The sequence below is a fragment of the Micromonospora sp. NPDC020750 genome, assembly GCF_044334565.1.
Classification (GTDB): Bacteria; Actinomycetota; Actinomycetes; order Mycobacteriales; family Micromonosporaceae; genus Micromonospora.
The window spans coordinates 107,141-133,027 of sequence record NZ_JBIRTH010000006.1; the positions used below are offsets into that span (position 1 = coordinate 107,141).

Annotated in this window: 35 protein-coding genes and 3 pseudogenes; 27 read left to right on the forward strand and 11 right to left on the reverse strand. The window is 70.3% G+C overall.

Features of this window, described 5'->3' with window-relative positions:
- Window positions 1-32 precede the first annotated feature (32 nt).
- The 4 genes from ACH4T9_RS19715 to ACH4T9_RS19730 form a co-directional block, all read right to left on the reverse strand.
- Window positions 33-968, reverse strand: a complete 936-nt coding sequence (locus tag ACH4T9_RS19715; RefSeq protein ID WP_396673146.1) for a BadF/BadG/BcrA/BcrD ATPase family protein — start codon at window positions 966-968, stop codon at window positions 33-35.
- A complete protein-coding gene (locus ACH4T9_RS19720) occupies window positions 965-1,861 on the reverse strand; it encodes a carbohydrate ABC transporter permease (RefSeq protein ID WP_396673147.1) in 897 nt (298 codons plus the stop codon). The genes ACH4T9_RS19715 and ACH4T9_RS19720 overlap by 4 nt, the downstream gene beginning before the upstream one ends.
- Window positions 1,862-2,686, reverse strand: a complete 825-nt coding sequence (locus ACH4T9_RS19725) for a carbohydrate ABC transporter permease (protein ID WP_396673148.1) — start codon at window positions 2,684-2,686, stop codon at window positions 1,862-1,864.
- A gap of 104 nt (window positions 2,687-2,790) precedes the next feature.
- Window positions 2,791-4,068 (reverse strand): ABC transporter substrate-binding protein, encoded by a 1,278-nt coding sequence (locus tag ACH4T9_RS19730; protein ID WP_396673149.1) that lies wholly within the window; start codon window positions 4,066-4,068, stop codon window positions 2,791-2,793.
- A 159-nt stretch (window positions 4,069-4,227) separates the two neighbouring features.
- Here ACH4T9_RS19730 and ACH4T9_RS19735 point away from each other — a divergent pair, with 159 nt between their 5' ends.
- Entirely contained in the window at window positions 4,228-5,001 is a 774-nt protein-coding gene (locus ACH4T9_RS19735) for a GntR family transcriptional regulator (protein ID WP_396673150.1), read from the forward strand.
- Between the two features lie 20 nt (window positions 5,002-5,021).
- On the opposite strand, the gene ACH4T9_RS19740 is transcribed toward ACH4T9_RS19735, so the two are convergent.
- Window positions 5,022-8,195 carry a beta-N-acetylglucosaminidase domain-containing protein gene (locus ACH4T9_RS19740; RefSeq protein WP_396673151.1) on the reverse strand — a complete coding sequence of 1,058 codons (3,174 nt, stop codon included), beginning with the start codon at window positions 8,193-8,195 and terminating at the stop codon, window positions 5,022-5,024.
- Window positions 8,196-9,290: 1,095 nt separating this feature from the next.
- Between ACH4T9_RS19740 and ACH4T9_RS19745 the strand changes: the two genes are divergently transcribed.
- Window positions 9,291-9,833: a hypothetical protein gene (locus ACH4T9_RS19745; RefSeq protein ID WP_396673152.1), complete on the forward strand. Its 543-nt coding sequence runs from the start codon at window positions 9,291-9,293 to the stop codon at window positions 9,831-9,833.
- 191 nt (window positions 9,834-10,024) lie between these two features.
- Here ACH4T9_RS19745 and ACH4T9_RS19750 read toward each other — a convergent pair whose 3' ends face one another.
- A complete protein-coding gene (locus tag ACH4T9_RS19750; RefSeq protein ID WP_396673153.1) occupies window positions 10,025-10,219 on the reverse strand; it encodes a DNA-binding protein in 195 nt (64 codons plus the stop codon).
- Between the two features lie 117 nt (window positions 10,220-10,336).
- Here ACH4T9_RS19750 and ACH4T9_RS19755 point away from each other — a divergent pair.
- A pseudogene (locus ACH4T9_RS19755) lies at window positions 10,337-10,439 on the forward strand (DUF779 domain-containing protein); the annotation flags it as partial.
- A gap of 3 nt (window positions 10,440-10,442) precedes the next feature.
- On the opposite strand, the gene ACH4T9_RS19760 reads toward ACH4T9_RS19755, so the two are convergent.
- Window positions 10,443-10,781 (reverse strand): hypothetical protein, encoded by a 339-nt coding sequence (locus ACH4T9_RS19760; protein WP_396673154.1) that lies wholly within the window; start codon window positions 10,779-10,781, stop codon window positions 10,443-10,445.
- Between the two features lie 166 nt (window positions 10,782-10,947).
- Window positions 10,948-11,337, reverse strand: coding sequence for a hypothetical protein (locus ACH4T9_RS19765; protein WP_396673155.1), 390 nt, complete (start codon window positions 11,335-11,337; stop codon window positions 10,948-10,950).
- A 213-nt stretch (window positions 11,338-11,550) separates the two neighbouring features.
- On the opposite strand from ACH4T9_RS19765, the pseudogene ACH4T9_RS19770 reads away from it, so the two are divergent.
- Window positions 11,551-12,083: pseudogene (locus ACH4T9_RS19770) on the forward strand (XRE family transcriptional regulator); the annotation flags it as partial.
- A gap of 3 nt (window positions 12,084-12,086) precedes the next feature.
- Here ACH4T9_RS19770 and ACH4T9_RS19775 read toward each other — a convergent pair.
- Entirely contained in the window at window positions 12,087-12,653 is a 567-nt protein-coding gene (locus tag ACH4T9_RS19775) for an NUDIX hydrolase (RefSeq protein ID WP_396673156.1), read from the reverse strand.
- 683 nt (window positions 12,654-13,336) lie between these two features.
- Here ACH4T9_RS19775 and ACH4T9_RS19780 point away from each other — a divergent pair.
- Window positions 13,337-13,552, forward strand: coding sequence for a hypothetical protein (locus tag ACH4T9_RS19780; protein ID WP_396673158.1), 216 nt, complete (start codon window positions 13,337-13,339; stop codon window positions 13,550-13,552).
- 66 nt (window positions 13,553-13,618) lie between these two features.
- Window positions 13,619-13,969 (forward strand): annotated as a pseudogene (locus tag ACH4T9_RS19785) (tyrosine-type recombinase/integrase); the annotation flags it as partial.
- Window positions 13,970-14,211: 242 nt separating this feature from the next.
- Here ACH4T9_RS19785 and ACH4T9_RS19790 read toward each other — a convergent pair.
- Both ACH4T9_RS19790 and ACH4T9_RS19795 read right to left on the reverse strand, forming a co-directional pair.
- Window positions 14,212-15,438 carry a tyrosine-type recombinase/integrase gene (locus ACH4T9_RS19790; protein WP_396673159.1) on the reverse strand — a complete coding sequence of 409 codons (1,227 nt, stop codon included), beginning with the start codon at window positions 15,436-15,438 and terminating at the stop codon, window positions 14,212-14,214.
- Between the two features lie 3 nt (window positions 15,439-15,441).
- The gene (locus ACH4T9_RS19795; protein ID WP_396673160.1) at window positions 15,442-15,900 is read right to left on the reverse strand and encodes a hypothetical protein; all 459 of its coding nucleotides are present in this window, start codon (window positions 15,898-15,900) and stop codon (window positions 15,442-15,444) included.
- A gap of 348 nt (window positions 15,901-16,248) precedes the next feature.
- Here ACH4T9_RS19795 and ACH4T9_RS19800 point away from each other — a divergent pair, with 348 nt between their 5' ends.
- The 21 genes from ACH4T9_RS19800 (at window position 16,249) to ACH4T9_RS19900 (ending at window position 25,887) form a co-directional block, all read left to right on the forward strand.
- A complete protein-coding gene (locus tag ACH4T9_RS19800) occupies window positions 16,249-16,491 on the forward strand; it encodes a hypothetical protein (RefSeq protein ID WP_396673161.1) in 243 nt (80 codons plus the stop codon).
- A gap of 1 nt (window position 16,492) precedes the next feature.
- The gene (locus ACH4T9_RS19805; protein WP_396673162.1) at window positions 16,493-16,702 is read left to right on the forward strand and encodes a helix-turn-helix domain-containing protein; all 210 of its coding nucleotides are present in this window, start codon (window positions 16,493-16,495) and stop codon (window positions 16,700-16,702) included.
- Complete coding sequence (locus ACH4T9_RS19810) at window positions 16,699-16,878, forward strand: hypothetical protein (protein WP_396673163.1); 180 nt, start codon at window positions 16,699-16,701, stop codon at window positions 16,876-16,878. The genes ACH4T9_RS19805 and ACH4T9_RS19810 overlap by 4 nt, the downstream gene beginning before the upstream one ends.
- 295 nt (window positions 16,879-17,173) lie before the next feature.
- A complete protein-coding gene (locus ACH4T9_RS19815; RefSeq protein WP_396673164.1) occupies window positions 17,174-17,713 on the forward strand; it encodes a hypothetical protein in 540 nt (179 codons plus the stop codon).
- Window positions 17,714-17,718: 5 nt separating this feature from the next.
- Window positions 17,719-18,354 carry a diguanylate cyclase gene (locus tag ACH4T9_RS19820; RefSeq protein ID WP_396673165.1) on the forward strand — a complete coding sequence of 212 codons (636 nt, stop codon included), beginning with the start codon at window positions 17,719-17,721 and terminating at the stop codon, window positions 18,352-18,354.
- 8 nt (window positions 18,355-18,362) lie between these two features.
- Window positions 18,363-18,641, forward strand: a complete 279-nt coding sequence (locus tag ACH4T9_RS19825) for a hypothetical protein (protein ID WP_396673166.1) — start codon at window positions 18,363-18,365, stop codon at window positions 18,639-18,641.
- On the forward strand, window positions 18,638-19,114 hold the full coding sequence (locus ACH4T9_RS19830; protein ID WP_396673168.1) for a hypothetical protein: 477 nt from the start codon (window positions 18,638-18,640) through the stop codon (window positions 19,112-19,114). Before ACH4T9_RS19825 ends, ACH4T9_RS19830 begins: the two co-directional genes overlap by 4 nt.
- Window positions 19,111-19,386, forward strand: a complete 276-nt coding sequence (locus ACH4T9_RS19835; RefSeq protein WP_396673169.1) for a hypothetical protein — start codon at window positions 19,111-19,113, stop codon at window positions 19,384-19,386. The genes ACH4T9_RS19830 and ACH4T9_RS19835 overlap by 4 nt, the downstream gene beginning before the upstream one ends.
- Window positions 19,383-20,297, forward strand: coding sequence for a PD-(D/E)XK nuclease-like domain-containing protein (locus tag ACH4T9_RS19840; RefSeq protein WP_396673170.1), 915 nt, complete (start codon window positions 19,383-19,385; stop codon window positions 20,295-20,297). Before ACH4T9_RS19835 ends, ACH4T9_RS19840 begins: the two co-directional genes overlap by 4 nt.
- A complete protein-coding gene (locus ACH4T9_RS19845; protein ID WP_396673171.1) occupies window positions 20,294-21,238 on the forward strand; it encodes a hypothetical protein in 945 nt (314 codons plus the stop codon). Before ACH4T9_RS19840 ends, ACH4T9_RS19845 begins: the two co-directional genes overlap by 4 nt.
- Window positions 21,235-21,471: a hypothetical protein gene (locus ACH4T9_RS19850; protein WP_396673172.1), complete on the forward strand. Its 237-nt coding sequence runs from the start codon at window positions 21,235-21,237 to the stop codon at window positions 21,469-21,471. Before ACH4T9_RS19845 ends, ACH4T9_RS19850 begins: the two co-directional genes overlap by 4 nt.
- Window positions 21,471-22,076: a hypothetical protein gene (locus ACH4T9_RS19855; RefSeq protein ID WP_396673173.1), complete on the forward strand. Its 606-nt coding sequence runs from the start codon at window positions 21,471-21,473 to the stop codon at window positions 22,074-22,076. The genes ACH4T9_RS19850 and ACH4T9_RS19855 overlap by 1 nt, the downstream gene beginning before the upstream one ends.
- Window positions 22,073-22,780 (forward strand): hypothetical protein, encoded by a 708-nt coding sequence (locus ACH4T9_RS19860; protein ID WP_396673174.1) that lies wholly within the window; start codon window positions 22,073-22,075, stop codon window positions 22,778-22,780. The genes ACH4T9_RS19855 and ACH4T9_RS19860 overlap by 4 nt, the downstream gene beginning before the upstream one ends.
- Window positions 22,773-22,961 carry a hypothetical protein gene (locus tag ACH4T9_RS19865; protein WP_396673175.1) on the forward strand — a complete coding sequence of 63 codons (189 nt, stop codon included), beginning with the start codon at window positions 22,773-22,775 and terminating at the stop codon, window positions 22,959-22,961. Before ACH4T9_RS19860 ends, ACH4T9_RS19865 begins: the two co-directional genes overlap by 8 nt.
- On the forward strand, window positions 22,958-23,389 hold the full coding sequence (locus ACH4T9_RS19870; protein WP_396673176.1) for a hypothetical protein: 432 nt from the start codon (window positions 22,958-22,960) through the stop codon (window positions 23,387-23,389). The genes ACH4T9_RS19865 and ACH4T9_RS19870 overlap by 4 nt, the downstream gene beginning before the upstream one ends.
- Window positions 23,386-23,706, forward strand: coding sequence for a hypothetical protein (locus ACH4T9_RS19875; RefSeq protein ID WP_396673177.1), 321 nt, complete (start codon window positions 23,386-23,388; stop codon window positions 23,704-23,706). The genes ACH4T9_RS19870 and ACH4T9_RS19875 overlap by 4 nt, the downstream gene beginning before the upstream one ends.
- The gene (locus tag ACH4T9_RS19880; protein ID WP_396673178.1) at window positions 23,703-24,002 is read left to right on the forward strand and encodes a hypothetical protein; all 300 of its coding nucleotides are present in this window, start codon (window positions 23,703-23,705) and stop codon (window positions 24,000-24,002) included. Before ACH4T9_RS19875 ends, ACH4T9_RS19880 begins: the two co-directional genes overlap by 4 nt.
- Window positions 23,999-24,163, forward strand: coding sequence for a hypothetical protein (locus ACH4T9_RS19885; RefSeq protein ID WP_396673179.1), 165 nt, complete (start codon window positions 23,999-24,001; stop codon window positions 24,161-24,163). The genes ACH4T9_RS19880 and ACH4T9_RS19885 overlap by 4 nt, the downstream gene beginning before the upstream one ends.
- On the forward strand, window positions 24,160-24,510 hold the full coding sequence (locus ACH4T9_RS19890; RefSeq protein WP_396673180.1) for a hypothetical protein: 351 nt from the start codon (window positions 24,160-24,162) through the stop codon (window positions 24,508-24,510). The genes ACH4T9_RS19885 and ACH4T9_RS19890 overlap by 4 nt, the downstream gene beginning before the upstream one ends.
- Entirely contained in the window at window positions 24,507-24,857 is a 351-nt protein-coding gene (locus ACH4T9_RS19895; RefSeq protein ID WP_396673181.1) for a hypothetical protein, read from the forward strand. The genes ACH4T9_RS19890 and ACH4T9_RS19895 overlap by 4 nt, the downstream gene beginning before the upstream one ends.
- A gap of 103 nt (window positions 24,858-24,960) precedes the next feature.
- Complete coding sequence (locus tag ACH4T9_RS19900; protein WP_396673182.1) at window positions 24,961-25,887, forward strand: hypothetical protein; 927 nt, start codon at window positions 24,961-24,963, stop codon at window positions 25,885-25,887.

Genomic DNA, 25,887 nt, shown 5'->3' on the forward strand with positions numbered 1-25,887 from the left:
GACCGCGAAGCGGGCCGTCCCGTGTCCGACCCTCACGCGTCCCCGCCCGGGTTCTGGTCCGCCAGCAGGCGGGCGTAGGGACCGGTGCCGCGCAGCAGCGCGGGGCCGCCCTCAAGCGGCTCGGCCTTGGGGCTGACCAGCGGCAGCCCTCTGGCGTCGAGTTCTGCGGACAGTGCCCGGTGGAGGACGTTCCCCTGGGCCAGTAGCCGTCCGCTGTACGACACCTGGCGTTCCGCTCCGCCGAGGCGCAGTCGGTTGGTCGCCGTCTCCGCCGCGTCAGCGAGATCAGTTGCGGCCGTGGCGCAGATGCGGCCCGCCACCGGGTCGGCCTGGGCGGCCGTGTCGAGGACATCGAGAGCGAAGGCCGCCGTGCGGGGGATCATGGCGGGGTCCCGGTAGTACCGCTGGAGCGCCGCCAGGTCGACGCCCCCGAGCGCCGCGACGAGGCGGTCGGCCAGCGTCGTCTCCGGCCCGACCCGGTCGTACGAAGCCGTCGCGGCGCGCATCCCGGCCAGCCCGATGGCGAACGCGCTGCCGCGGTCGCCGAGATGTGGACCCCACCCGTCGAGGCGGGCATAGTTGCCGTCTGCGGCCACCGCCAGAACTGTTGTCCCGGTTCCGACGCTCAGGACCACGCCGGCGCCGCCGAGGGCGCCGGCATGGGCGAGGACGCTGTCCTCCACGACCGCGGCGGGACCGCCGAGGAGCCTCGTGATGGCGAGGGCGAGGCGTCGACGCTCGGCGTGGTCACCCGGCAGACCGGTCAGCCCGGCGAGCACACCTGCCACCGGCGTGGGCAGCGAGATGGTGTCCGCAGCGCCGCGGATGGCGTCCAGGATCCGGGCGACGCCGTCCTCGCCTGGCTGGTAGACGAAGCCGGGCCCGATCCCGAGCTGGCGACCGGCTGGAGTGCTCAGCAGCATCCTGAGCTGTGATTTCCCACCGTCGATGGTGATGGTAGCTGTCATCGTGACATCCCAGCGGTCAGGCCGGCGACGATCTGCTTGGTCGCCAGTGCGAACACCACTGCCAGCGGGACCAGGGCGATCACGAGCCCGGCGAACAGGGTGCCGCGATCGGCGGCGAACTCACCGAAGAACCGGGTCAGCCCGACGGGGATGGTGTATTTGTCGCCGCTGCGCATCAGGACCAGCGGATAGAAGAAGTCGTTCCAGGTCGGCGCGAACTGGAAGACCGTGACCACCGCGAGTGCCGGACGCATCAGTGGCAGCACGATCGAGACGAACAGGCGTCCCTCGTGTGCTCCGTCGATCCTCGCGGCCTCCTCCAGTTCCCCGGGCAGCCCCCGCATGAACCCCATGATCACGAAAACGGAGAACGGAATGCCGCCCGCCGCGTAGAGCAGCACCAGCCCGATCCGGCTGTCGATCAGGCCCATCGACTGGAACATGTAGAACACCGGCAGCAGGCCGAGCTTCGCGGGAATCATCAGACCCGACAGGAAGAACGCCGCCAGCAGGGCGCGTCCCCGGAATCTCCACCTGGCCAGGGCGTAGGCGGCCAGCGCCGACACGCCGACACACAGCACCACCGAGGCACCCGTCACCACCAGAGAGTTGATCAGGTACGTCGAGATCGACGCGGTCTCCCAGGCGCGGACGTAGTTGCTCACGTCGAAGGAACTGGGCAACCCGACCGGTGCGCGAAGGATCTCCGCGTTGGAACGGAACGAACCGATCAGCACCAGCAGCAGCGGGCCGAAGGCGATGCCGGCGTACGCCCAGAGAATGACCTGGATACCGATGCCGCGGGTGAGCAGACGCCGGCGGGTACCGTCCGGGCGCGATGACCCGCTGGTGGTTTCCGGCGTCGTACGAGGGGTGGTCATCAGAGCGTTCACCTAGGTCACCTCCCGGCGGCGCAGCACCCGCTCCAGAACGACGGATATCCCGAAGATGAACACGAAGATGAGCATGGCCAACGCCGAGGACTCTCCGATCGCGTTGCTGCCGCCCTGGAAGGCGGTCCGGTAGTAGAGCAGGCCCAGCACGTCCATGGCGCCTCCGGGGCCGCCGCTGGATCCGCCCAGCGCGTAGACGAGGTCGAAGATGTTGAAGCACCCGATGAACGTCAGAACGGTGATCACCCCGACGGCCGGCATCAGGAGGGGGAACCTGACTTTCCAGAAGGTCCGGGCGGCTGATGCGCCGTCGATGGCGGCCGCCTCCTCCAACTCGCGTGGGACACCGGCCAGGGCGGCGCCGAAGATGAGCATGGGCCCACCGATCCACTGCCAGGCGTTGACCAGGATCAGTACCGGCAGCGCGATGTCCGGCTCACCGAGCCACGGGCGTGCCCATGAGTCCAGGCCGACACCTCTGAGCACGTGATTGATCGGGCCGAAGGTGGGGCTCAGCAGGAGCGACCAGATATAGCCGACGATCAGCGGGCTGATCAGGTAGGGAAGCGAGAAGAGGGTCTGGAACAACCGCTTTCCCCACGGGTTTCGGTGCAGGAGTACGGCCAGTCCCAGCCCGACGGTGTTCTGGATCGCCATGGTGCCGACGAAGAAGAGCACGTTGTGCCCCAGCGCGGCGGCGATCTCATCGCTCAACGGGTAGCGGGTGAAGACCTCCCGGTAGTTGCCGATCCCGACGAAGTCCGCCTGGCGGGTGCCCTCCCAGCGGAACAGCCCGTAGTAGAAGGCGGTGACCAGAGGCACCACGACGAAGAGGCCGTAGAGAGCGAACGCCGGTAGGCAGAATGCCGCGATCCACCCCGGTGAGGTCCGTCCTGCCTGGCGGCGTCGCCGCCGGGCAGGACGGACATTCAGTTCTTGGGCTTGAACCACTGATCGACCCCTCGCTGAACGTGTCCGGCCGTGTCAGCGGCGTCACGTCGACCGAGCAGATAGTCGGAGAAGGCCGCCGAGGCGAGGTCCCAGGCCGTGGGTGACCCACCGGAGAAGTACGCGTAGGTGACGTACGGGCTCGGGTTCTCCTGGTACGCCTGCAGGGCCTGGGCCAGGAGCTTGTCCTGGGGCTGGACCTTGGGGACCGCGGAGATCTGACGCAACTCGTTGGAGTACGCCCGGCCGAACTCCTCCGACGCCATCCAACGCACCAGGTCCAGCGCGGCCTTCTGCTTGGGGGACTTCGCCGAGACCCCGAACGAGCCGTCGACGTAGCCGGGAACGAGCGTCTTGTCGACCGCCGCGCCAGGCGCGGGCGGCACGTTGAAGATGCCCATCTTCAGGTCGGGGTTGGCCTTCTCGAACACGCCGAGTTCCCAGATTCCGCCCGGGAACATCGCGGCGCGGCCGGAGGTGAAGAGCGCCTGCGCGTCGGCGTAGCTCACCCCGGACGACTGCGGTGGCCAGTACTTGTTGGTGCCCTTCCAGGTCTCGAGCGACTTCACCCAGGGGCCGTCGGTGAACTTCGCCCCGCCGGTGGTCATCTTGTTCAGGTAGTCGGTGCCGCCGTAGGTCGTGGCCCCGAAGATCTCGTGCTGGATCGGCAGCATCCAGGTGTCGGTGACCGTGCTCGCCAGCGGGATAATCTTGGCACCCTTGAGCTTGTCGAACGCCGCGATCATGTCCGCCCAGGTGGTGGGGGCCTTGATGCCGTTATCGGCGAAGAGCTTCTCGTTGTAGATCACGTGCAGGGTCTGGAGTGCGAACGGCACTCCGTAGACCTTTCCGTCGCTTTCCCCCCGGGCACCGTCGAGGACCGGCTTCGGGAAGCCTTCCAACTCCTTGATCTGATCATCGAGGGGCACCAGACCGGTGGCGGCGACCAGCGGCTGAAGCAGGCCGTAGGAACGGAGCTGTGCCACGTCCGGGCCGTTGGCGTCGGTGAGCCCCGTCTTGAGGATTGTGTCGTATTCGGTGTTCTTGTAGGGGACGTACTCCACGGTGACACCGGGGTTGGCGTCCTCATAGATCTGGAAGATCTTGTTGTATGCCGCGACATCCTCCTGCCGCCATCCCCAGACCTTCAGGTTGACGGCGTCACCGCCGCCGCCGCTGTCACCGCTGCCTGGCGCGCATGCGGCGAGCGTGACGGTGAGCATTGCAGCCGCTCCCAACACGCCGTACTTCCTGGGCATCCAGATCTCCGATCGTTGTAGTCGCCACCCCACCCAACCGGCGGAGAGCCCGACTGTAATACTGGTATAGACCGCCGGTCAACGGGTAAGCCGACGTCACCGAGGAGCGCGGCCCCGCCACGTACGATGACGTCGATCGAGCAGGAAGGAGACAAACTCGTGCCGAGGACTCGACATGAGCCGAGCGACGGAGCGCTTGAGTCGTTGCTGGCGGAGCAGAACCGTGGCAAGGGCAGGCACATCACCGACGTGCTCACCGCCCTGGTCCTGAGCTCACGAGATGGCGCCCTGCTCCCCTCCGAGCGGGTGCTCGCCGAGCGGTTCGGAGTGGCCCGGATGACCGTCCGGGGGTCCATCGACGCGCTGGAGACGAAGGGGATGGTCCGGCGGGTCCCTGGACGCGGCACCTTTGTGCAGCATCCGACCCTGACCCACTCGGAGATATTCCGCTCGTTCAGCGAGGACATGCGAATGCGCGGTATGACGCCGGGCGCCAAGAGCTACCGCGCCCGCACCCGCCCGGCCACCCGCACCGTCGCCACCAACCTCGACATCGCTCCGGGCGAGCCGACCCACTACATCGAGCGGATCCGTACCGCCGACGGGATCCCGATGGCCCTGGAACGGACCAACCTCGCCACTGCGCGGTTCCCCACCCTGCTCGACGTGTTGGGGCGCGACGACTCGCTCTACGACATCCTGGGTCGCGCCTTCGGCGTGCGACTCGAATCGGCACGACAGACCGTGACCATCGCGCGGCTGGCAGCCACCGAGGCGAAACGACTCGAAGTCGCCGAGGACGACCCGGCGTTCCTGATAGAGCGCATCTCCGTCGACAACATGGGCAAGGTCGTGGAGTTCGGGCGGTCGCTCTATCGCGGGGACCGGTACGCCATCCGGATGCGCGTCAGCCCACCGCCGCAGGGCGGCTGACGCGCATCCGGAGGGTCTGGCTACCCGATTCCGGCGAAGTAGTGCTCCTGGATCTCGGTCGCCGTCAGCCCGCGGTCATAGATCGCCGCCTCGTCGAGGTCACCCTGCAGCCGCTGGGACGTGTCGTCCCCGCGGCCACCGAGCTTGATGCTGGACGTGCCGCTGCCCGGGGCCACCGTCGTCGCGACACTGCTGTCCGCGACGCCGTCGAGGTACACGGTCAGCCGCGATCCGTCGAACACGGCAGCGACATGGTGCCATTTGTTCGGCGTCAACTGGGTGCGGCCGGTGACGACGCCGTGTCCCTTACCGGGAGCGCCGAGCGACCACGCCTGCAGGACGCCGTTGCTCGCCCTCAACGCGTACCCGTTGACCGCCGGCCCGGTGTAGCTCTCGATGATCGCCTGCCCTGGCGCCGGAACGATCGTGTCGAGCTTGACCCACGCTTCCAACGTGAACGGTCCGGCCAGGTTGGTACGCGGGGCGCGCGGCGCCTCGATGTAGCCGTTCGAGAGGTCGGCCGCGCCGTTGCCGGCAAGCACACCCTCGGCACCCGGCTCAGCGCTCTGGTAGGTGCCGTTCTGCCCGCTGGTGGAGCTGTCGACGGCGGTCCTGGAACCGGCCGCGTCGCCCAACCGCCAGTAACCGGACGGGTTGGCCCTGGTCACGAGATCCGGATAGCTGCCCTCCCCCACGATGATCGTCAGCGACAGGTTCACCGGCGCGACGCCGTCCTTGTGGAACGTCACCGTCACCTGGTGCCGGCCCGGGGCAGTGCCGGCCGGGACGGTAACGGAGACCGGCACGCTCGTGACGATGGTCCGACCATCCGGTCGCGCCTGGAGAGACTGCGTCGCCGGGGTGACGGTCCAGCCGTCCGGGCCGCTGGCGGCGACGCTTCCCTTCACCCGACCCTCGTCGAACACCTCGAAGGCCACCTGGAACCGTTTGGTCGCCCCGGGTGCGATGAACGAGCCCGACGGCTCGACCGAGACTCGACCGCGCAGCACGTCGGAGTAGTGCGGGACGATCTCGTAGACGCGCGGCGCGACGCTACCGGGAGTCCACTGGATCCGTACCGCGCTGGCCGCGAGGTCCTTGGCACGCACCTTGGTGAATCCGTCGGCGAGCTGCCCGAGGTCCACCCAGGCGCCGTCGACCAGCGCCTGGATCATGCCGTCGGCGGGAGCCGCCGCGTCCTGCACCACGGTCACCGCCGACAGCTTGTGCGGCTTGGTGATCGGGACCGTGATCGCGTCCCCGGCCTGCGGTGCGCCGGCGGCGACGTAGAGCGTGTCGTCGCGCCGGTCGGTCAGATTGCCCAACGGGGAACCCGATGCGGCAGCCGGCGCACCGGTGGGGGCCCCGAGGTCCCCGTACCAGCGGTCACCGATATAGGCGTCACTCTGGGACGCCGCGAAGCTCAGGAGCTCGTCGACCGGACCGGGGCTGATCTGGTGCCAGGTGCGGTCGAGGATGAGACGGGCGCTCGCCTGGTCCCGTCGGGCCACCCAGGCGGCTTCGCTGGAGCCCGCGTCCTGGGCCCGGAGAACACGCAGGGCTGCCCGACCTGCCTGACCGGTCACGCCGACGCGGTCCAGCCAGGGTGCGATCTGCTTGAGCAGAACCGGGTTGTCGAGCTTTGCCCGTAGCGAGGCGGGGAGTTCCTCGAGGCGGCGCAGCTCACGGTCGACCCGGGCGAGCTGGGCGTTCACGGGTTTGCCGGCCCGGTAGTCAGCGATGAGACGGTTGATGAGCGCCGCGAACTCCGGCCGGGTGGTGGCGTCCAGGACGCTGGCCCGGTTGTTCTCGGCGAAGAGCCTCAGCTCCTCGTACGCGTCGCCGCCGAGAATCCGCAGGGTGTGCGTCCATGAGCGTTCCGCGTCGTAGGCCACCGGGTTCCAGGCGTAGTCGGCCTGGGTGCCGAGGGCGATCTGCGAGGCGTCCTGGAAACCGACGAGCTCGTTGAACGAGATGCCGATCGTCTTGTCCGCCATGCCGGCGTCGCGGTTCTTCAGCGGGCCCAGCAGCAGCCGGTTGGTGGCGTAGTCGTTGACCGGGTAGTTGTCCCAGAGCATGATCCGGTGCCGCGACCACACGTCCTGGGCGGCCTGGAGGTCCGCCTCGGTGATGCTCGGCGAGACCACTGCCGGCCCCGTCCAGTAGAGGTCGACCTCGGTGCTCAGCAGCTCGTCGAAGCGCTCCGTGTACGGGGTCTTCGTCATGCCCCAGTACTCGGTCGGCACGGCCACCATGCGGCTGGCGCCGGGGTGCTTCTCGATGAACTCCTTCTGCATGAAGTTGGTGACCTCAGCCTGGGCCACCGCGAGCGGCGACCGGTCGCCACGGTAGGCGTCCCGGTCCTCCTGGCAGGCGAAGTTGCCCGACACGTCGTCCCAGGCGATGACGTAGCTTCGGACGCCGATCTCCCACATCTGCTCGAAGCGTGCCAGCAGCTTGGCCCGATCGGTTTCGCGCACGTGACAGATCCCCTTGCTGGGAGCCATCGGCGCCTCCGGCGAGATCCGGTACACGAAGTCGACATGGCGCGCCTTCGCCAGGTCGACGATCTCCTTCATCCGGGCCAGTTCCGCCGCGTCGTACAACGAGCTCCAGTTGGAACCGGTGCGCAGGTCGTCCGCCGGTCCGTAGAAGTACTGGTTCATCTTGTGCCGCGCCAGGAACTCGATCTGCGAGCGCCGGTCCTCCTGCGACCAGACCGGTCCGTAGAAGGACTCCATACCGCCACGGACCTGGTACCCCGGCCAGTCGCGGACCTGAACGCCGCCGACGGTTACCCGGGAGCCCTTCTTTACGAGAAGTTGGCGCAGCGACTGGACCGCGTAGAAGGTGCCGGTGCCGTCCACACCGGAGAGCACGATCCGCGACCGGCCACGGTTGTCGTGACCAGCCGCCAACACGTACCCCTGACCGGGCAGCGACTCCGGGCCCGCGACCTGGAGGGCGCGTAGCGCATCGGTGCTCGCCGGCGTCTCGCGCGGCCCGCCCAGGATGATCATCGGCGCACGTGCTGCCAGGTCACTCTGGCGCACGATCCGGGCGGTGACGCCGTGCGCGGAGAGCAACTCCACGAGCGCGGTCTGCGCTGCCGGATCGGCAGCCTCGCCCGCGACAACATCGATGTTGTCGGGCAGTGCCACGGATCCCGGGCGCGAGTCGATCTGCTGCGGCACCGGAAGGATTCGAGCCGCCTGGCTGGGAGCCCGTCGCTCGGCGCTGGCGGGCAGGGGGGTAAGCAGGCCCACGGAGAGCGTGACCGATGCGGCGAGTGCGACAGCGCGGCGACAACCGCGAGATGAGCGTAGAAGGAACACGCGACCTCCACTTTGTTGGGTCAGGGTCGGTAGCTGTTGCCGGCGCGCGCCGGCTCGGAGCGCGGTGGTGTGCATGTAAGGGCTGGCCGGCACAAGGTCCGCCGGCCCGTCGGGTCAAAAGGGAAGCCGATCGGGCCGTCGGGGCCGGAGCCGGAGCCGGAGCCGGAGCCGGTTCGGGTTCTGTGGATTGGTCTATGCCAGTAACGAGAATCCATGCTGCCCCTGGTTACGTCAAGACCTCACCGGTCACGTTGAGGCTGTCGAGGCCGAACTCGGACCCGGCGGGCACCCCGCAGATCACCCGATTTCCGCTGATCACCAGCATCATGTGGGGCTAGCCGCCGGGTTGGTCATACTGGTCTAGCCCTGATGGAATCTGTCTGGCAAAGCGAGACCAGGATCGTCGCCGCCGGTGGTCGCCGGCATCGGGGCGCACCCTTCACCGGGCACTGCCGCTCCATGACGATCCGTCGGCCGGCGACCGACCCGGCACCGCGACGCCCAGTAACCTCTTCGCGCCCGCCGCCGGCGACCCACCATCAGGTAACAGCAGGTCACCGCACCGCCACAGGCTCTCGCGACTCAAGGTAATCTCACAGGTGCGGATGGTGCGACGCGAAGGTCGCGCTTCAGCGCAGCGACGGGCGCGCGCCCAGGCAGCGGCGCGTGCGACCCGTTCAGGGCCGCCTTGATAGACGTACAGAAAGTCCTCCCACATTCACGCCGGCACCGGTTTCCTCCGTCGACTGATGTGCGACAGTCGTCCGCCAACTGATCGGCGACACCTCGGCGTGTTGATCGCGGCAGACGAGGACGTAGCGCACTCATTGCAACGGCTCATGACGGCCCAGGCCGAACTGCATAACCTCGCCAGGCAGACGAGGACACTGATCGTTATCGGGCCTGCGGCCGGACCGAGATCCTAGATTGACGCGGTGCTGCGACGGTCGGAGCGTGGCTGTTCAGATGCTGACGAGGACGCGCCGGATCGTCGCTTCGATGGCCGCCGTCCTGCTCGTAATGGCCGGGTTGACCTCCTGCACCCCCGAGATCAAAGGCATCACCGGCCTAACCATGGACGCCGACGGCCAGCCGCTCGCGGCTCTGGCCTGGTGCGCGGACCGGCCGCCAGACGTTGTGTTGCTCCTTGCTGAAGAAGACTCGTCTTCGCCTGACCCGTCCGACGTGCCGACGCCGTCCACGAACTGGCACTGGCCGGAACGACGGCATGCCGTGCCGCGTGACGCGACCTCGCCGACCACCGTGCGCCTGGTGGGCTTCCCGCCTGGAGATGCCACTGACCCGCACGCGGCTTTTCGACTGTTTGGAATCGCCAGCAACAAGAGCTTCGCCTCCCGTTCAGTGACCTTCCGGCTCGCCGAACTGGCCGGCCTGCGGCCCGGATCGGTCCTGATTACCGACATCGTGGACAACGACGAGGTGCAGGGAAGCATCCCTCTCGACGAGTTTGCGCGTCTGGGAAGGGACGCATGCTGAGCGGCTGCCCAACCTGCACGCCCACTCATCGGCATAATCGGACGTTTCGTTGGCGGCTACGTCACCCGCCCCCAGATCGCCGGACAAGGTCGCACATCACCTGGCGAAGTTGTGTCGCATATCAACTGTCGCATCACAGGCCGGCAGCCGGCCGCCGAGTTGCTTGGCGCGCTGCGACGGGGGAGGAAGCACTATCCCAGAGTCAGGTTGCACTGCTCCAACGCACTCTGGATGATCCCGAGCGCTCTCGGCCCCACGCCATGCAGCTTGGCCAACTCGGCGCGCGGCACCCCCACAAGGTCACGCAGCGTTGAATAGCCGGCATTGTTCAGAACCCGCGTCGCTGGCGCACCGATCTTCGGCAGGGTGTCGAGGGCGGAATTCACGCCTCTGATCTTAAGCGGATAGATGTTGCTAGGCGAACGGGCCAGTTACGGCGGCATCGATGGTCAGTGCGGTACGGATGCTCTCCACCCACAACTGCGCCCGCTGCACCCGGGTGGGATGTGGTGCCCGGCCGGGGGCAGCGGCTTCTCCCTGGAGGCGCCGGAGGGCGTCCGCTTCCTGATCCGCTCCCGGTTGAGCAGGTCGACCGGGTGGGGGTGATCCTCAACGTAGGGCAGGGCCGGCGACCGCCGCCACAAACAGGAGGGTCGGTGACGCGGCGGCGGTGCCGAGCCCAACCGTCGAGCTGATCCGGCTCTTCGCCAGGAGTCTCCGGAGCAGGACCAGACCAGCCAGCAGGGTGCCGAGGAGCACCGGCGCAGTGTTGGCGCCGAGGATCAGCATGTCTTCAAACGGTGAGTTGTCGTACCGCACCCTTAGTGTCGATTGTCGGCCCAGGATGACGAAGTAGGCGATGATCACCAGAGCGTGCCAGCCGAGCATGACCGTGTACGCCGCGCCGATGTCCGGCCCGTCGCCGTCGCCACGCTCTGCTCGTCGCACCCGATCCCGATCCGCTGGTGACGTCGCCATCGCCCACGGTGTCCACCGCGCTGGTGCGGGTTCAAGCGCTTCGAAGCGCTGGCCGAGCCCGTTCCTTACGGTGGCCCGACACACCACAGCCCGGCCTCCCTGATGGAGGTCGGGGCCGCTTCGTGCTGTTCAGGGGCTACCAGGGGCCGTCGCCGAACTTCGCCCCGCACGCGGTCGCGAGGGCGATCCGCGCCCGGTCGAGCGCGAGGTTCGCCTCGGTGCTCTTCTTGCTCTCCAGGTCGTTGACCGCGTTGACCAGGTCGATGCCAGCCTTCTTGATGTCCGGATCGGCGGCCCCGGCGGCGAGCGCGCCAGCGTCTCGGTGCGCGATGGGGTGGGCCTTGGCGGGGGTGGCGGAGAGGGCGTGGCAGCCTCGCCGGTCGTCTGGGCCGGTCGTAGCCGGCGCCGCCGTGGCGGGCGCGCTGGCGGACGGCGGGGCGGCTGCGGGCTCGCTGTCGCTGGAGCAGCCGGCCAGCGCGGCGGCCAGGGCGACGAGGACGGCGGTGGCGGGGAGGGCGCGGATCATCGGGGCACCCTAGCGGCGGTGCCCGCCCGGGAGTGTCCGGGAGACGACAGCGGCCCGGCCTGCGAGAGCACCGCCGACACGAAAAGGGATCCCGTTTCCCTCGGTGAGGGGGACGGGTCCGCTTCGACAATGCGGCAACTGCTCACCGTTGTTTGGCTGGTGGGCCCCCGTAGCTCGCCCCGTCGAGCGTCGCCCCGCCACCGGCCTCGACCCGCCCGCGCCGCCGGCCAGACCGCCCGCCGCGCCGGGGTCCCCGTCCTGACCGCCGAAGCCCACGTCATGGAAGCCCACGCACTGGCCAAAGCCAACGACGAACGGACCTGCGCCGCCGCCCTGCACCAGGCAGAACAAGCCCTCGACCGGGCCGACCGCAGCACCGACCCGCAATGCCTCAGCTACTCGACGAGGCATACCTGTCGGCCAAGTTCGGCCACTGCTTCCACGCCCTCGGCCGCAACACCCAGGCCGAACGCTTCGCCGCCCGATCCCTACACATGGACAACCGCTACGTATGCGGCAAAGCCTTCAACCTCGCCCTACTCGCCAGCCTCCACGCCCAACAGGGCGAACCCGACCGGGCCTGCACCATCGGCGCGGAAGCCCTGACCCTCACTACCCAGCTCCGCTCCGCCAGAGCCGTCCGCTACCTCCGCGACCTGCAAACCCAACTCGCCCCACACCGGCGACTACCCGCCGTCCGGCACTTCACCGGCCGCATCGACGCCACCCTCGGCCCACGGCGCTGATCATCACAGCTCTCCCCGGGCCTTACGCGCGACCAGCTCCAGCACCGCGATCACCGTGCCGGCACCGACGATCTCCCCCCGGGACACCAGCTCATACGCCTCGTCGAGCGGAATCCAGGCCACCTGCTCCGCCTCGTTCACGTCCACGGGTGTGCCGATGTACTCGGCCTGCCGGGCGAGGAACAGCAGATTCTCGGCGTCCGCAGTACCGACCCACGGTTGGAAGGACAGCAACGGCTCGACCCCCTGGGGTCGCCAGCCGGTCTCCTCCTCGACCTCCCGCACCGCACACTGCGCCGGGTGCTCGTCGCCGTCGAGGTAGCCGCCGGGCAGCTCCCACACCCACCGGTCGAACACGAACCGGTGCCGCCGCATCAACAGCAGGCGCTCCCGATCGTCGAGTACGGCGACCATGGCCGATCGGGGAGCCCGGATCACGTACTGCTCGAAGCGAACCCCGTCGGGCAACTCCACCTCGGCGATGCTCAGCCGCGCCCGCCTGGTGTCGTCCACCACCCGCTCGCCGTGAACGGTCCACCGGGTCAACTCCGTCGCCTGCTTCTCCACCACCCCGCCAGTATCCGCACCGAACGCCTCACCACGCGCCGCAGGCGACGCCTCTTGGGCGCACTGTTCGGGCTGTCACCCAGACGAACACCCAACAGCGACCCCCGTCGGGGGGATGCGGTCTGAAGCTGTCGGGCACTGTCGACTGGTGCTGCTTCGCGTTGCTGAGCAGGTGCCGAACGCCGTCGGTTCAGGTTCATGGTCGACCTGTGTCGACGCTCGCGCTGCCTTCCTGCTGCTTCGCTGCCTGACCCCTCGCTTGCAAGTTCTGGGCGCTCCGTCCGGCACCGTCCCCGCACGTCTCTGACATCAGGCTTCAATCCGCCGCCGGCCGGCTTCGGCTCGCGCTGTTCGGCCCTGTTGCTGTCACCGTTGCTGTCGACAACAACAGGGCTGACTGCTTCGGCATGAAGGAACCATCGGCCGTCGGTGAGCTGCGCCAACAGCAGGGCTGAGCTGGCCGAACGGTCCACCGGAGTCCATGGACGTCCAGCGCTGCCCGCGCCCGTCGTCACCCAGTTGGTCACCCAGCCCGTGCGTCAGACGTCGAAGCGGAACTCAGACCCGCACCTCGTCGCGGAGAACGGCCGGCAAAGGCGCTTGACTCGAGCTGCGCATACTGAGAGCAGCGATAGGTCCACGTGCTGTCAATCGGGCTGGTGGTCGCTCAATAGACGGAGGTCGGCATGCGTTGGCTCATGATCCTGATCATCGCGTTGGCGGTCGTTGCAGCGGTCTGGCTGTGGCGCCGCACCCGGAAAGCCCCAGTCGATATCGACGGCCGGGTTCGTAACCAGCAGGCATCGACTGAAGCCCGCACACGACTTGACGAACACCGCAACCCGAGTGACGGCAGCTCCGGCAGCGGCGCTGGCGGGGTCGGCGGCGTCTGGGGCATGTAAGGCTCCTCACCAAACAGCAAGCCCAGATGACGGCTGCGATGCGACCAGGCTAACCCGGTAGAGGGGGCACTCAAGCTACGGAGCGAACAACGCAACGAGGCACGGGAAGCCGCCGCAAAGGCGTGGCAGGAATCCGGCCTCGTATTCACCACCCGCTATGGCACACCCATCGAACCGCGCAACTTCCAACGCTCCTGGCAGACCCGGTGCGACAGGGCGGGAGTCACGCCGATCACCGTCCACGACGCCCGCCGCACCTGCGCCACCCTGCTCGCCGACCTCGACGTACACCCGAGAGTCGCCATGCAGACCCTCCGCCACGCCCGCTTCTCCGTGACGATGGAGATCTACACCCAGGTCTCGTCGAAGGCGACCCGGCAAGCCCTCAAGCGTCTCGGCGACTCGCTCGGCCGCTGACGCCGTTGCTGTACTTCGCTGCTGTACGACAGCAGAAAGGCCACCTCCCGTTTCCGGGAAGTGGCCTTTGACCTGCGTGGGCGATGCTGGTATCGAACCAGCGACCTCTTCGGTGTGAATGAATGCCGGGCCTATGCCCTGACCTGGCCAAACGTATTCTGACCTGCGCGGGAGCCCTGACGAACGTAGGCAGGAGTAGGCGCTTTCAACATGCCATCTCAAGATCATGACTCACCGGTGACTCACGATCCGACTACCCGAGCGCGCCGCAGCGCCGCCCTCGCCCGCTCGAACCGCTCCTCCCTCGAGTGCAGGTACCGCTGCGCCGACCGGATGTCCTCGTGGCCCATCAGCGCCATGATGTCGTGTAGCGGCACGCCCTCGTCGGCCAGCCGGGTGCCGAACGTGTGCCGCAGGTCGTGGGGCGTCGGCTGCGGGTCGGGCAGGTCGGCGCCGGCGGCGGCCGCCCGGTATGCGTGACCCTTCACCGTCGGCCGCTCCGGCAGCCCGCGCAACGCCGGCAACCACACCCGCCGGTGCCAGTTCGAGTAGCGCAGCGGATCGCCCTTCTCGCTGGTGAACATCAGCCGGCCAGGGCTGTCACCCGGAAACACATCTTTCACTTCACGTGCTGCGATCTTCGCTTCTTTGATGCGCGCTACCAGATGATCCCCGTACGTCACCGTGCGATTTCCGGCGGCGCTTTTCGCGTACGGCCGAACAGTGCCATCGCGTTCCATTACCCACGCGATGTGGATACGCGTCTTCCGCGTGTCAACCAGTTGGGGTGGAATCGCGGCGGCTTCTTCAAACCGCATTCCCGTGTCCTCGATCAGTTCGATGAACAGGGCGGCGTCGGGCCGGCCGGGGAAGATGCGGTCGAGCGCGTCGACGAGCTGCTGCGACTCGGCGGGATCGAGGACCCGGTCGACGTGGGCGTTGCGCTTCGGCCGCTTCACGCCGCGGGCCGGGTTGTCACGGATTACCTTCGCGTCGACGGCCAGGTCCAGGACGGCGCGCAGCACGCCGACCGCACCCTCGATGGTGGCCGCGCCGACCGCCGCCTTGCAGCTGCGGCACGTCTTCCGGTCCCGGCAGGTGGCCTTGTGGGAGTCCTCCATCTCGACCACCCATGCGGTCACGTCCGGCTTGAGGATCGACCCGACCGGCACCTTTGCCCAGCGCGGCGCGACGTGCACCTTCCAGTGGGAGGCGTCGCGGCGGCGGCTTGCCTGCTCCAGCCGGCGGCTCGTGGTCCCCCACTGCTCCCAGCACTCCCCCACCGTCTTCTTGCCGGCGCGGGGGTCGATCCAGTCGCCCTTGCGGATGTCCGCCTCAAGGTCGGCGGCCCACGTCTGGACGGCGCCCTTGAGCTTGTGCGTCTCGGTGACCCGGTCGGGGTCGCTGCCCTTGGGCAGCCTGACGGTGGCTGCCCACACTCCGGAGGGCAGCTGGCGGATCCAGGCCACGGGCTACGCGCCCCGGCTCTGGTCGATCCACCACCGCACCTCGTCGACCTGGCGCTCGGCGTCGCGTTCGCGCAACTGCTGGAGGCGCTGGATCATCCGCTGCTGCGCGCGGGGTGGCACGTCGGCTTCGAGGATGACGCGTAGTGCGGGGTCGTCCTTGTCGATGCCGGCGGGCGTGCTGATCGAGGCGGCGGCTCCGAGGTCCTCGTCGGTGTAGTAGCCGACCTGGACGAGCAGCGCGAGCGGCGAGATGTGCAGAGCCCGGGCGACCTGGCGGACGCTGTCCTCGGAGACGTCGCTCGATCCCTGCGTCCAGCGCAGCACCGTCTTGTAGGTGACGCCGACGATGTTCGCGAACTGCGACTTGTTGCCCTGGGGCTTCGCCGGCGAGCCGGTCTCTTCTGCGATGAGCTGCGAGACGACCTTGGCCCAGGACTCACGGTCGATGCTGCCCTCTGCCACGTCTGAAGCGTACCGGACACGCGAGTCCGGGTGGAGTAGGCGAGTCGTGCGGAAGACGGTCTTGATCGCAGGCCCGATCGGCCGGCGTCGGCAGCGCATCTTCTGGCGTGTGGCCTGCGAAGAGTTGACCGTTCGCGTCGATCGCCCCTTCTCTTCGGCCCGGCGGCGGCGCGTGTGAAAAGCAGACATGCGGGCCACTGTAACGGACATACATGTCCTAAGCAATGAAGCAGTGAAGTTACCTGTTCACTGGGGTTGCTAGGTAGCCCGTGTCCTAGTACCGTCTCCTCCGTGAGTACGGACACGGGCACCACAGCTACACAGGACGCGGCTGGGATACACCTCGACGTGAAGCAGTACCTGCTGCTCTTCCGGCTCATCGGCTGCGACACCCTCACGGCGATCGCCGCCGAGACCGGCATCAACATTCGGCAGGTGCGCCGCGCACGCAGAGGCGGCGTGGTCGGCGAGGTCTTCATGGCCCGCAGCGTCGCTGCTCTCCAGCGCCACGCAACGAAGCTCGCTGAGTACGGGCACGAGCCGCCGGGACTGGACGACCTGTTCACCGTCACCACCCAGCCGGCGGCCTGACATGAGCGTCCGGCTACTGAAGGTCAGCGAGGTCGCCGACCTGTGGGGCGTCGACAAACAGACGGTCTACCGGGCGATCTGGGCCGGCGACCTGGCGTTCGTCGACCTGGCCGCGACCGGCGCGAAGAAGGCGCGGATCCGCGTCCGGGAGTCGGCAGCCGAGAAGTACGTGGAATCCCGCGAACAGCAAGCGAAGGGAAAAGCAGCATGACGCACCCCAACGGCGGCAACGGCGGCACGACCGGCCCCGGCCGCATGGTCACCCCGCTGACCGCCGAGGCGCGGGTCGACCGGTACCGCCGGCAGACCGGCTCGGCGGAGCTGACCCCGCGTCAGCGGCGTCGGCGTGACCACAAGGCCAACCGCGCAGCCGCCCGCACCGCCTGAGTTTCCGGCCCGCCGGGATCACCCGTACCTCGGCCGATCGCTACGACCGGCGGGCCGGTCCCCACCGTCCGCACCAGCACGAGAGGAGGACGCCGTGTTCTTCATCCCGCCGAGGCCGCCGCCCCCGCCGCCGCGCCCGTACGACCCGCCCCCGCCGAAGCCCTGACCGCACGAGCCCCGGGTGGCTGGCCGTGACTGGGCTCCGGCCGGCCACCCGGACAGCAAGACGCGGGCCACCCCGGCATGGGCGACCCGCGCGTACCGACCCTCCCAACTCCCGAAGGAGCACAGGTCGATGAACGAGAACCCTACCAACCGCCAGGCCGTCGAGAAGCTGACCATCGGCCAGCACATCAGCGACAACCTCGGTGTGCACGAGCTGGTGCACCACCTGCCCTTCCACAACGGCGAGGGCAGCCAGATGTACGCCCTGACCCTGCGTCCGCTCGGCGCGGGCGACCCGTGGGTGTCCCGGCACCCGGAGGGCGCGAAACTGCGTCTGGCGACCGACGCCGAGATTCGCTACTACACGGATGCGGGCCGCCGGGAGGCGCTGGCGGCGGCGCTGCGGCAGCTCGCCAGCGACATCGTCGAGCAGCAGCTGCCGGTTTCCGCGCGCCTGTTCGACGCCGCGCCCGGGGTGCTCCGCTCGCGGGCGGACCTGGAGCGGTGGGCCGCGTACCTCGGCGTCGAGGTGACGCTGTGCGGGGAGACTCCCATCGCGACCGGGTCGCGTCCGGTCGCGGACGGGTTGAGCCTTCACTTCCACACGCAGTGCGAGCCGGAGCCGGAGCCGGACACCCTGGCCGCCGCGCCGCAGCCGGCCGGGGAGTGACCGCCGTGCTGAGCCCTGCGCGCCGCATCGCCGAGCTGGAGGCCCTCGCCGCCGACCTACGGGCTGACCGGGACCGCTGGCAGCGCCTCGCCCTCACCGACCCGCTCACCGGGGCACTCAACCGCCACGGGCTCGCCGAGCACTGGCGGACGGTGCACCCCGAGCACACCCTGGCGGTCCTCGACCTCGACGGCTTCAAGCAGGTCAACGACCGCTACGGCCACGACGCCGGCGACGCCGTGCTCGTCGCCGTCGCCGGCCGGCTGCGCGACTACGGCACGGTCATCCGGCTCGGCGGCGACGAGCTGGCCGTCGTCGGCTGGCTGACCGCCGGGATCACCCCGCGCTGGCCGGTGCAGCTGCCGGGCGGGCAGCGGATCACCGTCACCGCCGCCGTCGGCGCGACGTGGATCGCTACGGCCGACCGGCCCGGCACCCTCCGCCGCGCCGATCTGGCCATGTACCGGGCCAAGCGGTCCGGCGTGGGCCGGCTGGCGGTGTTCGACCCGGCGGTGGACGTGCCGGGCCCGGTGGCCGGCCGTCGGCGGGTGCGCGACGCCCTGCCAGCCACCCCGCTCGCCCGGGCGGTGGCCACCGCGCTGCTCCAGCCCGATCTGCCGCTCACCACCCGCGACGCCTGAGGAGCACGATGCCCGCCATCACTGACCTGCCACCGCTGGGCGCGGCCCTGTGGGCCCTGCGCCCTCCCGTAGCCCGGCCGGTATCCGACCCAGAGCCGTCCGAGGCGCTGACCGGCGGCACCCAGCAGCTGCCCACCGTCGTCTGCCCGGCCGCCGCGTCGACCGAGCTGGTGACCGTGCCCGTCGACGCGCTCGATGCGCCGCTGGCCAGCCTCGGCGACCTGGCCCCCGCGCTGATCGCCGACGCGCTGATCGCCGAGCTGACCGTCCCGGCGGTGGCCCGGTGATCGCCGACCTGGACCGGATCCGCCGGCGCGTCGCCCAGTACACCGGCGCGTCCGGCAGCAGCCAGGCGTTCCTGGCCCACCAGCTCGCGGCCGACGCGCGACCGCTGCTGGCCGAGGTCGACCGGCTGACGGCGGCCGCCGCCGCGCCGGTGGACGTCACCGACCGGCAGTTGCTCGCCGACGTCCACCGCTGGGCCCGCACCAACGGGTGGCACTGCACCTGGATCGGGTGGGCCAACGCCCAGCTCGGCAGCGACGCGACCACGGTCGTCGAGTGGGACCACGACGAACTGACCGTCAGACGCCGCCCGACGGCTGAGGTCGGGTCGCAGTGGCCGAGCGGTTGGGGCTCTGAGGGCCGCCGCGAGCGGTACCCGGTCACCTCGGTCCGGCAGGCCGTCGACATCCTCGTCGCCCTGGACGTGCTCCCGGCCCAGCTGTCCTCGGCGTACCGCGCGGCGGTGGCCCGATGACCCGGCCGACCAGCCCCCTCGCCGGGCAGACCGTCACCATCCGCGCCGACGTCGCCAAGCTCGGCGGCAAGGAATACCGGGTCGAAGACTGGTGGATCAACGTCGCCGGCCGGTCCTGGATGGACTGCGTGGGCAACCCGGCCGCGCTGACCTACGCGGCGCGCGGCGGCTTCGCCGACCTCCCGACCGACGACGAGGTGCTCTACGGCAAGGTCGACGGGCTCGGCTACCTGGTGCACATCAGCGAGATCGAGGCGGAGCACGCCCGATGACGCAGAGCGCCACCCCGGACGCCGCGCGGCAGGACACCCCTGCCGCGCGGCCCTGGACCGTCACCCAGCCCGGCGTGTACACCGACGTTCCCAACGGCACCTACCACGCCGACCCCGTCGCCGTCGGCAGCCTCTCCAGCACCGGTGCCAGGAAGCTGCTGTCCCCGTCCTGCCCCGCCCTCTACCGGCACTGGCGAGACAACCCACAGCCGCCGAAGTGGGAGTTCGACCTGGGCCACGCCGCCCACACCCTCGTCCTGGGCGCCGGGCCCGGCATCGTCGAAGTCAAGCACGACAGCTGGCGCACCAACGCTGCGAAGGACAAGGCCGCGACCGCCCGCGCGGAGGGCAAGGTGCCGCTGCTGTCCGACGACTACGCCACCGTCCACGCGATGGCCGCCGCCCTCCGCGAGCACCCCACCGCGGCGAACCTGCTGCGGCCCGAGGGTGGCCAGCCGGAGCTGTCCCTGTTCTGGATCGACCCGGAAACCGGGATCTGGTGTCGAGGTCGCACGGACTGGCTGGACGTGTCCCGGCCGGGCCGACTGATCGTGCCCGACTACAAGACCTGCGCCAGTGCCGCCCCGGACGACCTGCAGAAGGCGATCGCGAACCACGGCTACCACCAGCAGGCCGACTGGTACCTGGGCGGGCTGCGCGCGTTGGGCCTGGCCAACGAGGACGCGCAGTTCGTCTTCATCTTCCAGGAGCGCCGGCCGCCGTACCTGGTGACGGTGGCCCAGCCGGACCCGTTCGCGATGAAGATCGCCGCTCACCTGAACCGGGAGGCCCGGCACCTCTACCGCGAGTGCGTCCAGTCCGGCCGGTGGCCGGGCTACACCGACGACGTTGCCCTGATCTCGCTCCCCGGATGGGTGGAGCGCCAGTACGAGATGGAGCTATCGCAGTGAGCACCCCTGAGCGTTTGTCCCCGGCCGCCGTGATCCCGATGGCCACCACCCAGGCGACCGCCGTCGAGCAGGCCCGCGCCGTCGCCGAGGTCGCCGCCGCCGTCCAGGTCGCCCAGATGAACCCGCGAGACATGAACCGCGCCTGGGCCGAGATGAAGGCCGCCTGCGCCCGGACCGGCCTCGCCGAACGCGCCTTCTACACCGTGCCCAACCGAGGCAAGAACAAGCCGTCCGTCCACCTCGCCCGCGAGCTGGCCCGGATCTGGGGCAACCTGGACTACGGCGTGCACGAGCTGTTCCGCGACGACATCCGTGGGGTGTCCGAGGTGCGCGCGTTCGCCTGGGACCAGCAGACCAACGTCCGCTCATCGCGCACGCTCCAGGTACCGCACCAGCGCATGGTCAAGAACCAGGCGACCGGGCAGCAGGAACGCAAGCCGCTCGTCGACCTGGGCGACGTCTACCTGAACAACCAGAACGTCGGCGCGCGGGCGGTCCGGGAGTCCATCTTCACCGTCCTTCCCGCCGACTTCGTCGCCGAGGCGCAGGACATCTGCCGGGGGACGCTCCGTACCGGCGACGGCAAGCCGCTGCCCGAGCGCATCGCGAACATGGTGACCCGCTTCAAGGAACTGGGCGTCGGCGTCACGGCTATCGAGGCGCGGGTGGGGCGCACGCGTGGCCAGTGGACTGCGGCCGACCTCGCCGAGCTGGGAGTGGTGTTCGGGTCCATCTCGCGGGGTGAGGCCCGGGCCGACGAGGAGTTCCCGAATCGGGTGACGGCGGCGGAGATCGCTCAGCAGGCCGCCGCGGTGCCGGTGCCGGCCGGTCCGGAGCAGCCCGCGCCCGCGCCGGCCGGGCCCGCCGTTCCGTCGGCGGGGGCGGAGTGGGACGACGTCGAGACGGCGCAGCCCGGCAGCGGGGCGGGTGAGCCGCGGTGACCGCCGAGCCGAGCCGGGACCCCCTCGGCATCGCCTACGACCGCACCTGGACCGGCAGCGACGGAGCCGCCTACTACGAGCGCGACCGCGCCCTCGGCGGAGGGCAGGGGCCGTCCTCGTGGTCCTCGGAGCATGACTGCAACCCGATCTGCGGCTGCCACCTGGCGAGCAAGTGCCGCGGCTGCAACGTGTGCACGTCCTGCGACGGCTGCTACTGCGGGGAGTGGGACTGATGACCGCGCTCCGCATGGTGGCCCTGGACCTGTCGACCTCGGCGGCCGGGATCGCCCACACCCACTGGCACGACGGTACGCCCCGGCTCGGCTGCCGCACGGCGAAGACCGGCCTCATGGACTTGCACAAGAAGATCCATCACGTCCTCGCCGACGTCGCCGCCGCGGTGCGCTGCCGGCCGCACCTGGTCGTGGTGGAGGGCAGCTTCAGCCGGCCGGGTGCCAGCGACGGGCCGCTGCACATGCTCCGCGGTGTCGTCTTGCACTGGCTCTGGACGAAGGGCATCCCGGTCGCCAACGTGCAGCCGTCGACGCTGAAGGTCTGGGCGACCGGGTCGGGCACGACCAGGGGCGAGAACAAGGTCACCAAGGACAAGGTGATCGCCGCGATCCTGGCGACGTACGGCGCGTTGCTGCACATCGACCCTCGGGACGGGGACCAGGCCGACGCGGTCGCATTGCTGACGCTCGGGTTGGCCGCGTACGGGCAGCCGCTGGCGCACATGCCGGGGCCGAACCGGCGGGCGCTGTCGACGCCGGAGTGGCCGGTCCTGGCCACCGAGGCGGGCCCGGTCGTGCCCATCGTCCAGGGCGGTGCCCGGTGACCGCGCCGGTGGACCTGGGGCCGTGCGGGTACTGCTCGCACCCGCAGTGGTCGCACAAGCGGGGCAAGGGCGGCTGCGGGCACGTCGACTGCGGCGGGGTGTGCGGACAGTACGAGCCGCCGCCGACCGGCCCGACCGAGGCGGACGACGTCGTGGTGCCGGTGGTGGCCGACCCGGCCGCGTACGTCGAGCAGGTAGCCGATCTCGCCGCCGAGCTGACCGAGGAACGCGCGGGGCACCAGATCACCGCCGCGATCCTAGGCCGGGTCCGCGCCGACCTGGCCGACGAACGGGGCAAGCACGAGCAGACCGAGCTGGCTCGGCAGAAGTTCGCCCAGCTGCTCGACGAGGTCGCGGCCAAGCTCGCCGACGAGCGTGCGGCGCACCACCGCACCGCCGGGCAGGCCGAGGACGCCGAGCGACGCGCCGAGGCCCTCGCCGGCGAGCTGGCCGCCGAGCGGGCCGCCGCCGACCGGCTCCGCGCCGACCTGGCCCGGGCCACCACGCGTGCCCAGCGGACCAAGACGCAGCTCGACGAGGCGGTTACCGCCGGCGTGACGGCCGCGACCCGGGTCATGTGGCGGTACGACGCATCCCAGTGCCTCACCGAGGGGTGCGGCGCCCGGTACACGGTGCCGGTCGACCACGAGCACCCGCTGTTCCCGGTCACCGTGCTGGTCGCCCACCGGCCAGCCGATGCGTAGGTGGCTGGCACGGCTCGTCGACGCCGAGGTGCGGCGACTCGCCGCCGAACGCGATGAGGCCCGACGCACGAGGGCGATCGCCCTGCACGCGGCGGTGCGCTGGCACCGCCTCGCCCTGACCTGGAGAGCCGGAGCGACCGCCCCGGCCCCGACGAACACCGAGGAGAGCACCACCCCATGACCGTCAAGATCAGTGCCCAGCTCACTCGCGCGCAGCGGGAGTTCAACGGGCTCGACTACATCACCGACGTTCTGGTCGGGCAGCCGCGCGGCACCCGGTACGCCGTGGTGGCGTACGAGGTCAAGCGGGTCACGGACGAGATCGGCGAGGGCGTGGAGATCCCCACGATCCAGATCACGCACGTCGAGCCGGTCGACGGCGTCCAGGCGGACCGGGTGCGGGAGATCCTGGCCGAGCGGTACCAGGACCGGACGGGCAAGAGCTTGGAGGGCGACCCGACGCTGTTCGACGTCGCGCCCGGCGACGGCGGCCCGGGCGGCGACGAGGAGCAGGTGCCGGAGGCGTCCGCCGACGAGCTGATGGCCCGGCGCGCGGAGCGCAAGGCGGCTGGCCAGCCGGCGTTCTCCGACGGCGGTGAGCCGCTGTGACGACCATCGAGCCGGACCACGCCGAGCAGCTGCACGAGGACGGCGGCGCGGGTGCGACCGCCGGCCCGTGGACCTGGGCGGGCACCCAGCACGTCCGCCAGTCCCGCTGGCACGACATCTACTGGCTGGTCGTCCGCAACGAGGCCGGCGAGCACTGGGGGTTGTCGTACCGAGTCGGGCTCACGGAGAACCAGGAACACGAGCTGCCGTGGGAAGGCGCGGACGGGCCGCTGACCCTGACGCGGCTGCACGCGCACGAGGTGGTGCGGGTGGAGTACCGGACCACCCCGCCGGCCGAGGGGGGCGAGCCGTCGTGACCGCCCCGGTGATGACCGTCCGCGAGCTGCGCGAGCGGGTCGAGCTGGGAATCGAGTGGCTCGACGCGGTCGTGCCCGGCTGGGTCGACCGCATCGACCTCACCCAGCTCCACCTGGCCTGCCCCCGCAACTGCGTGCTCGGGCAGACCGTCGGCTTCCCCGGCGGCATGGACCTCGACCAGGCCGCGCAGCTCGGATTCGAGGCGTCCGCGTCGCACGACGCGATCGCCGACGAGTACGAGGCCCTCACCGGCCTCTGGAAGGCAGCTGTGGACAAGCGGCGGTCCGGGCCATGAGCGAGGACCGCGACCGGCTGGTCCGGGTGCTCGTCGACGAGCGGCACGGTCCGCTCGTCGACGAGCGCCACCCCGACCGCCCCGACGAGCGTTACCGCGCCGCCGCCAAGCCCACCCGGGCCGGCGGCGGCGCCCACACCGAGAGGACCGAGGCGGCATGACCGTCGCGACCACGATCGAGCGCCGGCCGCCGACCGACACCGGCCGGTGCGGCGAGGACGCCGGCTACAAGCGGCACCACGCCGCCGGCGAAGACCCGTGCGAGCCCTGCCAGGTGGCACACCGGCAGGCACTGAGGCGATACCGAGCCCGGACCGGCATCCCGAAGATCACGTCCGCCGACCGGGAGGCAGCGCGCCGGGCGCTGCCGCTGACGTCCGGGCGGCTGGCCGGTACGCAGCGGCGGCACCTGTTCCGGCCGCTGACCCATTCCCAGTGCGCGGAGTGCTGGGGGTGGCGGGACGACCCGCGGCACCCGGTGGTCGGCGGACCGGTGGTCGGCCGGTGACGGCCCTGCTGATCGCCACCCACGACCAGGCGCTCCACGCCATCGGCGAGCGCACCGCGCAGCCCGGCACGGACCCACTGCTGGTGTCCGTTGTCGCCGCAGCGATGACCGCGCACCGGTCGTACCCGTCGCCCACGAACCGGCCCGACCCGGACTGCTTCACCTGCCACGGTCTCGGCCGGTACCAGCCCGACGGCGCGGCCGAGCCGCTGCACTGCCACTGCCGATGCCCGTGGTGCGGCTCGTGTGAGCAGCCGCTGTGCGAGGGCCCTTGCGAGACGGTCGCCGTCATCGGCGCAGCCCTCGGCATTCCCGGCCTGGCAGCCCCGGAGCGGGAGCGGCCGTGACCGATCCGATCGTGCGGGCGGCGGTGATCCGGCCCCTCGTGCCCCGACTGATCCGCCGTCGCCGCACCCGTACCTACGTCCGTACCCGCTGGTGGAGATGACCATGACCGACCAGACCACCCACGACGCCCACTGCGGCGCGACCGACAACCCCGCCGGCATCTGGCGCTGCACCAAGCCGGCCGGCCACTCCGGCGACCGGCACACCGCCGAGGTCCCCGGCATCGGCTCCTTCACCTGGGGCTACGTGCCCGGGGTGGACGAGGATGCCGACCAGGCCCCGATCCCCCCGTACACCGACACCGACGTCGACCAGCTGCACGACGTGTTCGCGAAGGCCTGGACCGAACACGAGCGCGCCCATTTCCCGGTGCCGCAGTGCCGCACCGACGACCAGGCCGAGGACTGCTGCGACCGGGAAGGGCTGCGCGCCGCCCTGGACGCACTGGCCGCCGCCGGCCGGCTCGCCGCGTTCCCGGCCGGCATCCGCCCCGTCCACGTGGGCCGCGAGCGCCTGTACGTCCACGACAGCGGCACCGTCAAGTGGTACGCCGAGTGGCCCGTGGAGTCTGGCTGGAAGCCCGTGTACGTCCTCACCGAGCCGGCCGTGTGGGCGGGCCCGTGTCCGTGCACCTGCCACCAGCCCGACCGGTGCCCCTGCAAGCCCGGCACGCCGGAGCACCGCCACGGCGCCGGCGGCTACTGCACGGTCGCTGACCAGACCGCCACCACGACCCCGCCCTACGTTCACCACCTGCTCGACGCGTTCCTCACCGGCCAGCCCCTCAACTTCGGCCGCGACCCGGTGCCGCTCGACGTGCAACGCCGTTTGGAGCACGCCGTGGCTACCGGGCAGATGGGGACCGTGCCCTGGCCGGTCCCCGCCGACGACCGGCCCACCAGCGGGCACGTCGTCACCATCGCCAAGCCCGCCGAGGACCGCTGCTACTGCGAGGACCCCGCCGGCCGCCGCCACGGGCACGCCCCGGGCGCCGGCCAGGTATGCGGCCGGCCAGCGGCGGAGGGCTGA

Coding starts and splice junctions, on each gene's coding strand:
- ACH4T9_RS19715 (WP_396673146.1), bottom strand. CDS start 968: ATGACAGCTACCATCACCATCGACGGTGGGAAATCACAGCTCAGGATG.
- ACH4T9_RS19730 (WP_396673149.1), bottom strand. CDS start 4,068: ATGCCCAGGAAGTACGGCGTGTTGGGAGCGGCTGCAATGCTCACCGTC.
- ACH4T9_RS19765 (WP_396673155.1), bottom strand. CDS start 11,337: ATGATCCGCGCCCTCCCCGCCACCGCCGTCCTCGTCGCCCTGGCCGCC.
- ACH4T9_RS19780 (WP_396673158.1), top strand. CDS start 13,337: ATGCGTTGGCTCATGATCCTGATCATCGCGTTGGCGGTCGTTGCAGCG.
- ACH4T9_RS19805 (WP_396673162.1), top strand. CDS start 16,493: ATGAGCGTCCGGCTACTGAAGGTCAGCGAGGTCGCCGACCTGTGGGGC.
- ACH4T9_RS19810 (WP_396673163.1), top strand. CDS start 16,699: ATGACGCACCCCAACGGCGGCAACGGCGGCACGACCGGCCCCGGCCGC.
- ACH4T9_RS19815 (WP_396673164.1), top strand. CDS start 17,174: ATGAACGAGAACCCTACCAACCGCCAGGCCGTCGAGAAGCTGACCATC.
- ACH4T9_RS19825 (WP_396673166.1), top strand. CDS start 18,363: ATGCCCGCCATCACTGACCTGCCACCGCTGGGCGCGGCCCTGTGGGCC.
- ACH4T9_RS19835 (WP_396673169.1), top strand. CDS start 19,111: ATGACCCGGCCGACCAGCCCCCTCGCCGGGCAGACCGTCACCATCCGC.
- ACH4T9_RS19840 (WP_396673170.1), top strand. CDS start 19,383: ATGACGCAGAGCGCCACCCCGGACGCCGCGCGGCAGGACACCCCTGCC.
- ACH4T9_RS19855 (WP_396673173.1), top strand. CDS start 21,471: ATGACCGCGCTCCGCATGGTGGCCCTGGACCTGTCGACCTCGGCGGCC.
- ACH4T9_RS19865 (WP_396673175.1), top strand. CDS start 22,773: ATGCGTAGGTGGCTGGCACGGCTCGTCGACGCCGAGGTGCGGCGACTC.
- ACH4T9_RS19870 (WP_396673176.1), top strand. CDS start 22,958: ATGACCGTCAAGATCAGTGCCCAGCTCACTCGCGCGCAGCGGGAGTTC.
- ACH4T9_RS19885 (WP_396673179.1), top strand. CDS start 23,999: ATGAGCGAGGACCGCGACCGGCTGGTCCGGGTGCTCGTCGACGAGCGG.
- ACH4T9_RS19890 (WP_396673180.1), top strand. CDS start 24,160: ATGACCGTCGCGACCACGATCGAGCGCCGGCCGCCGACCGACACCGGC.
- ACH4T9_RS19900 (WP_396673182.1), top strand. CDS start 24,961: ATGACCGACCAGACCACCCACGACGCCCACTGCGGCGCGACCGACAAC.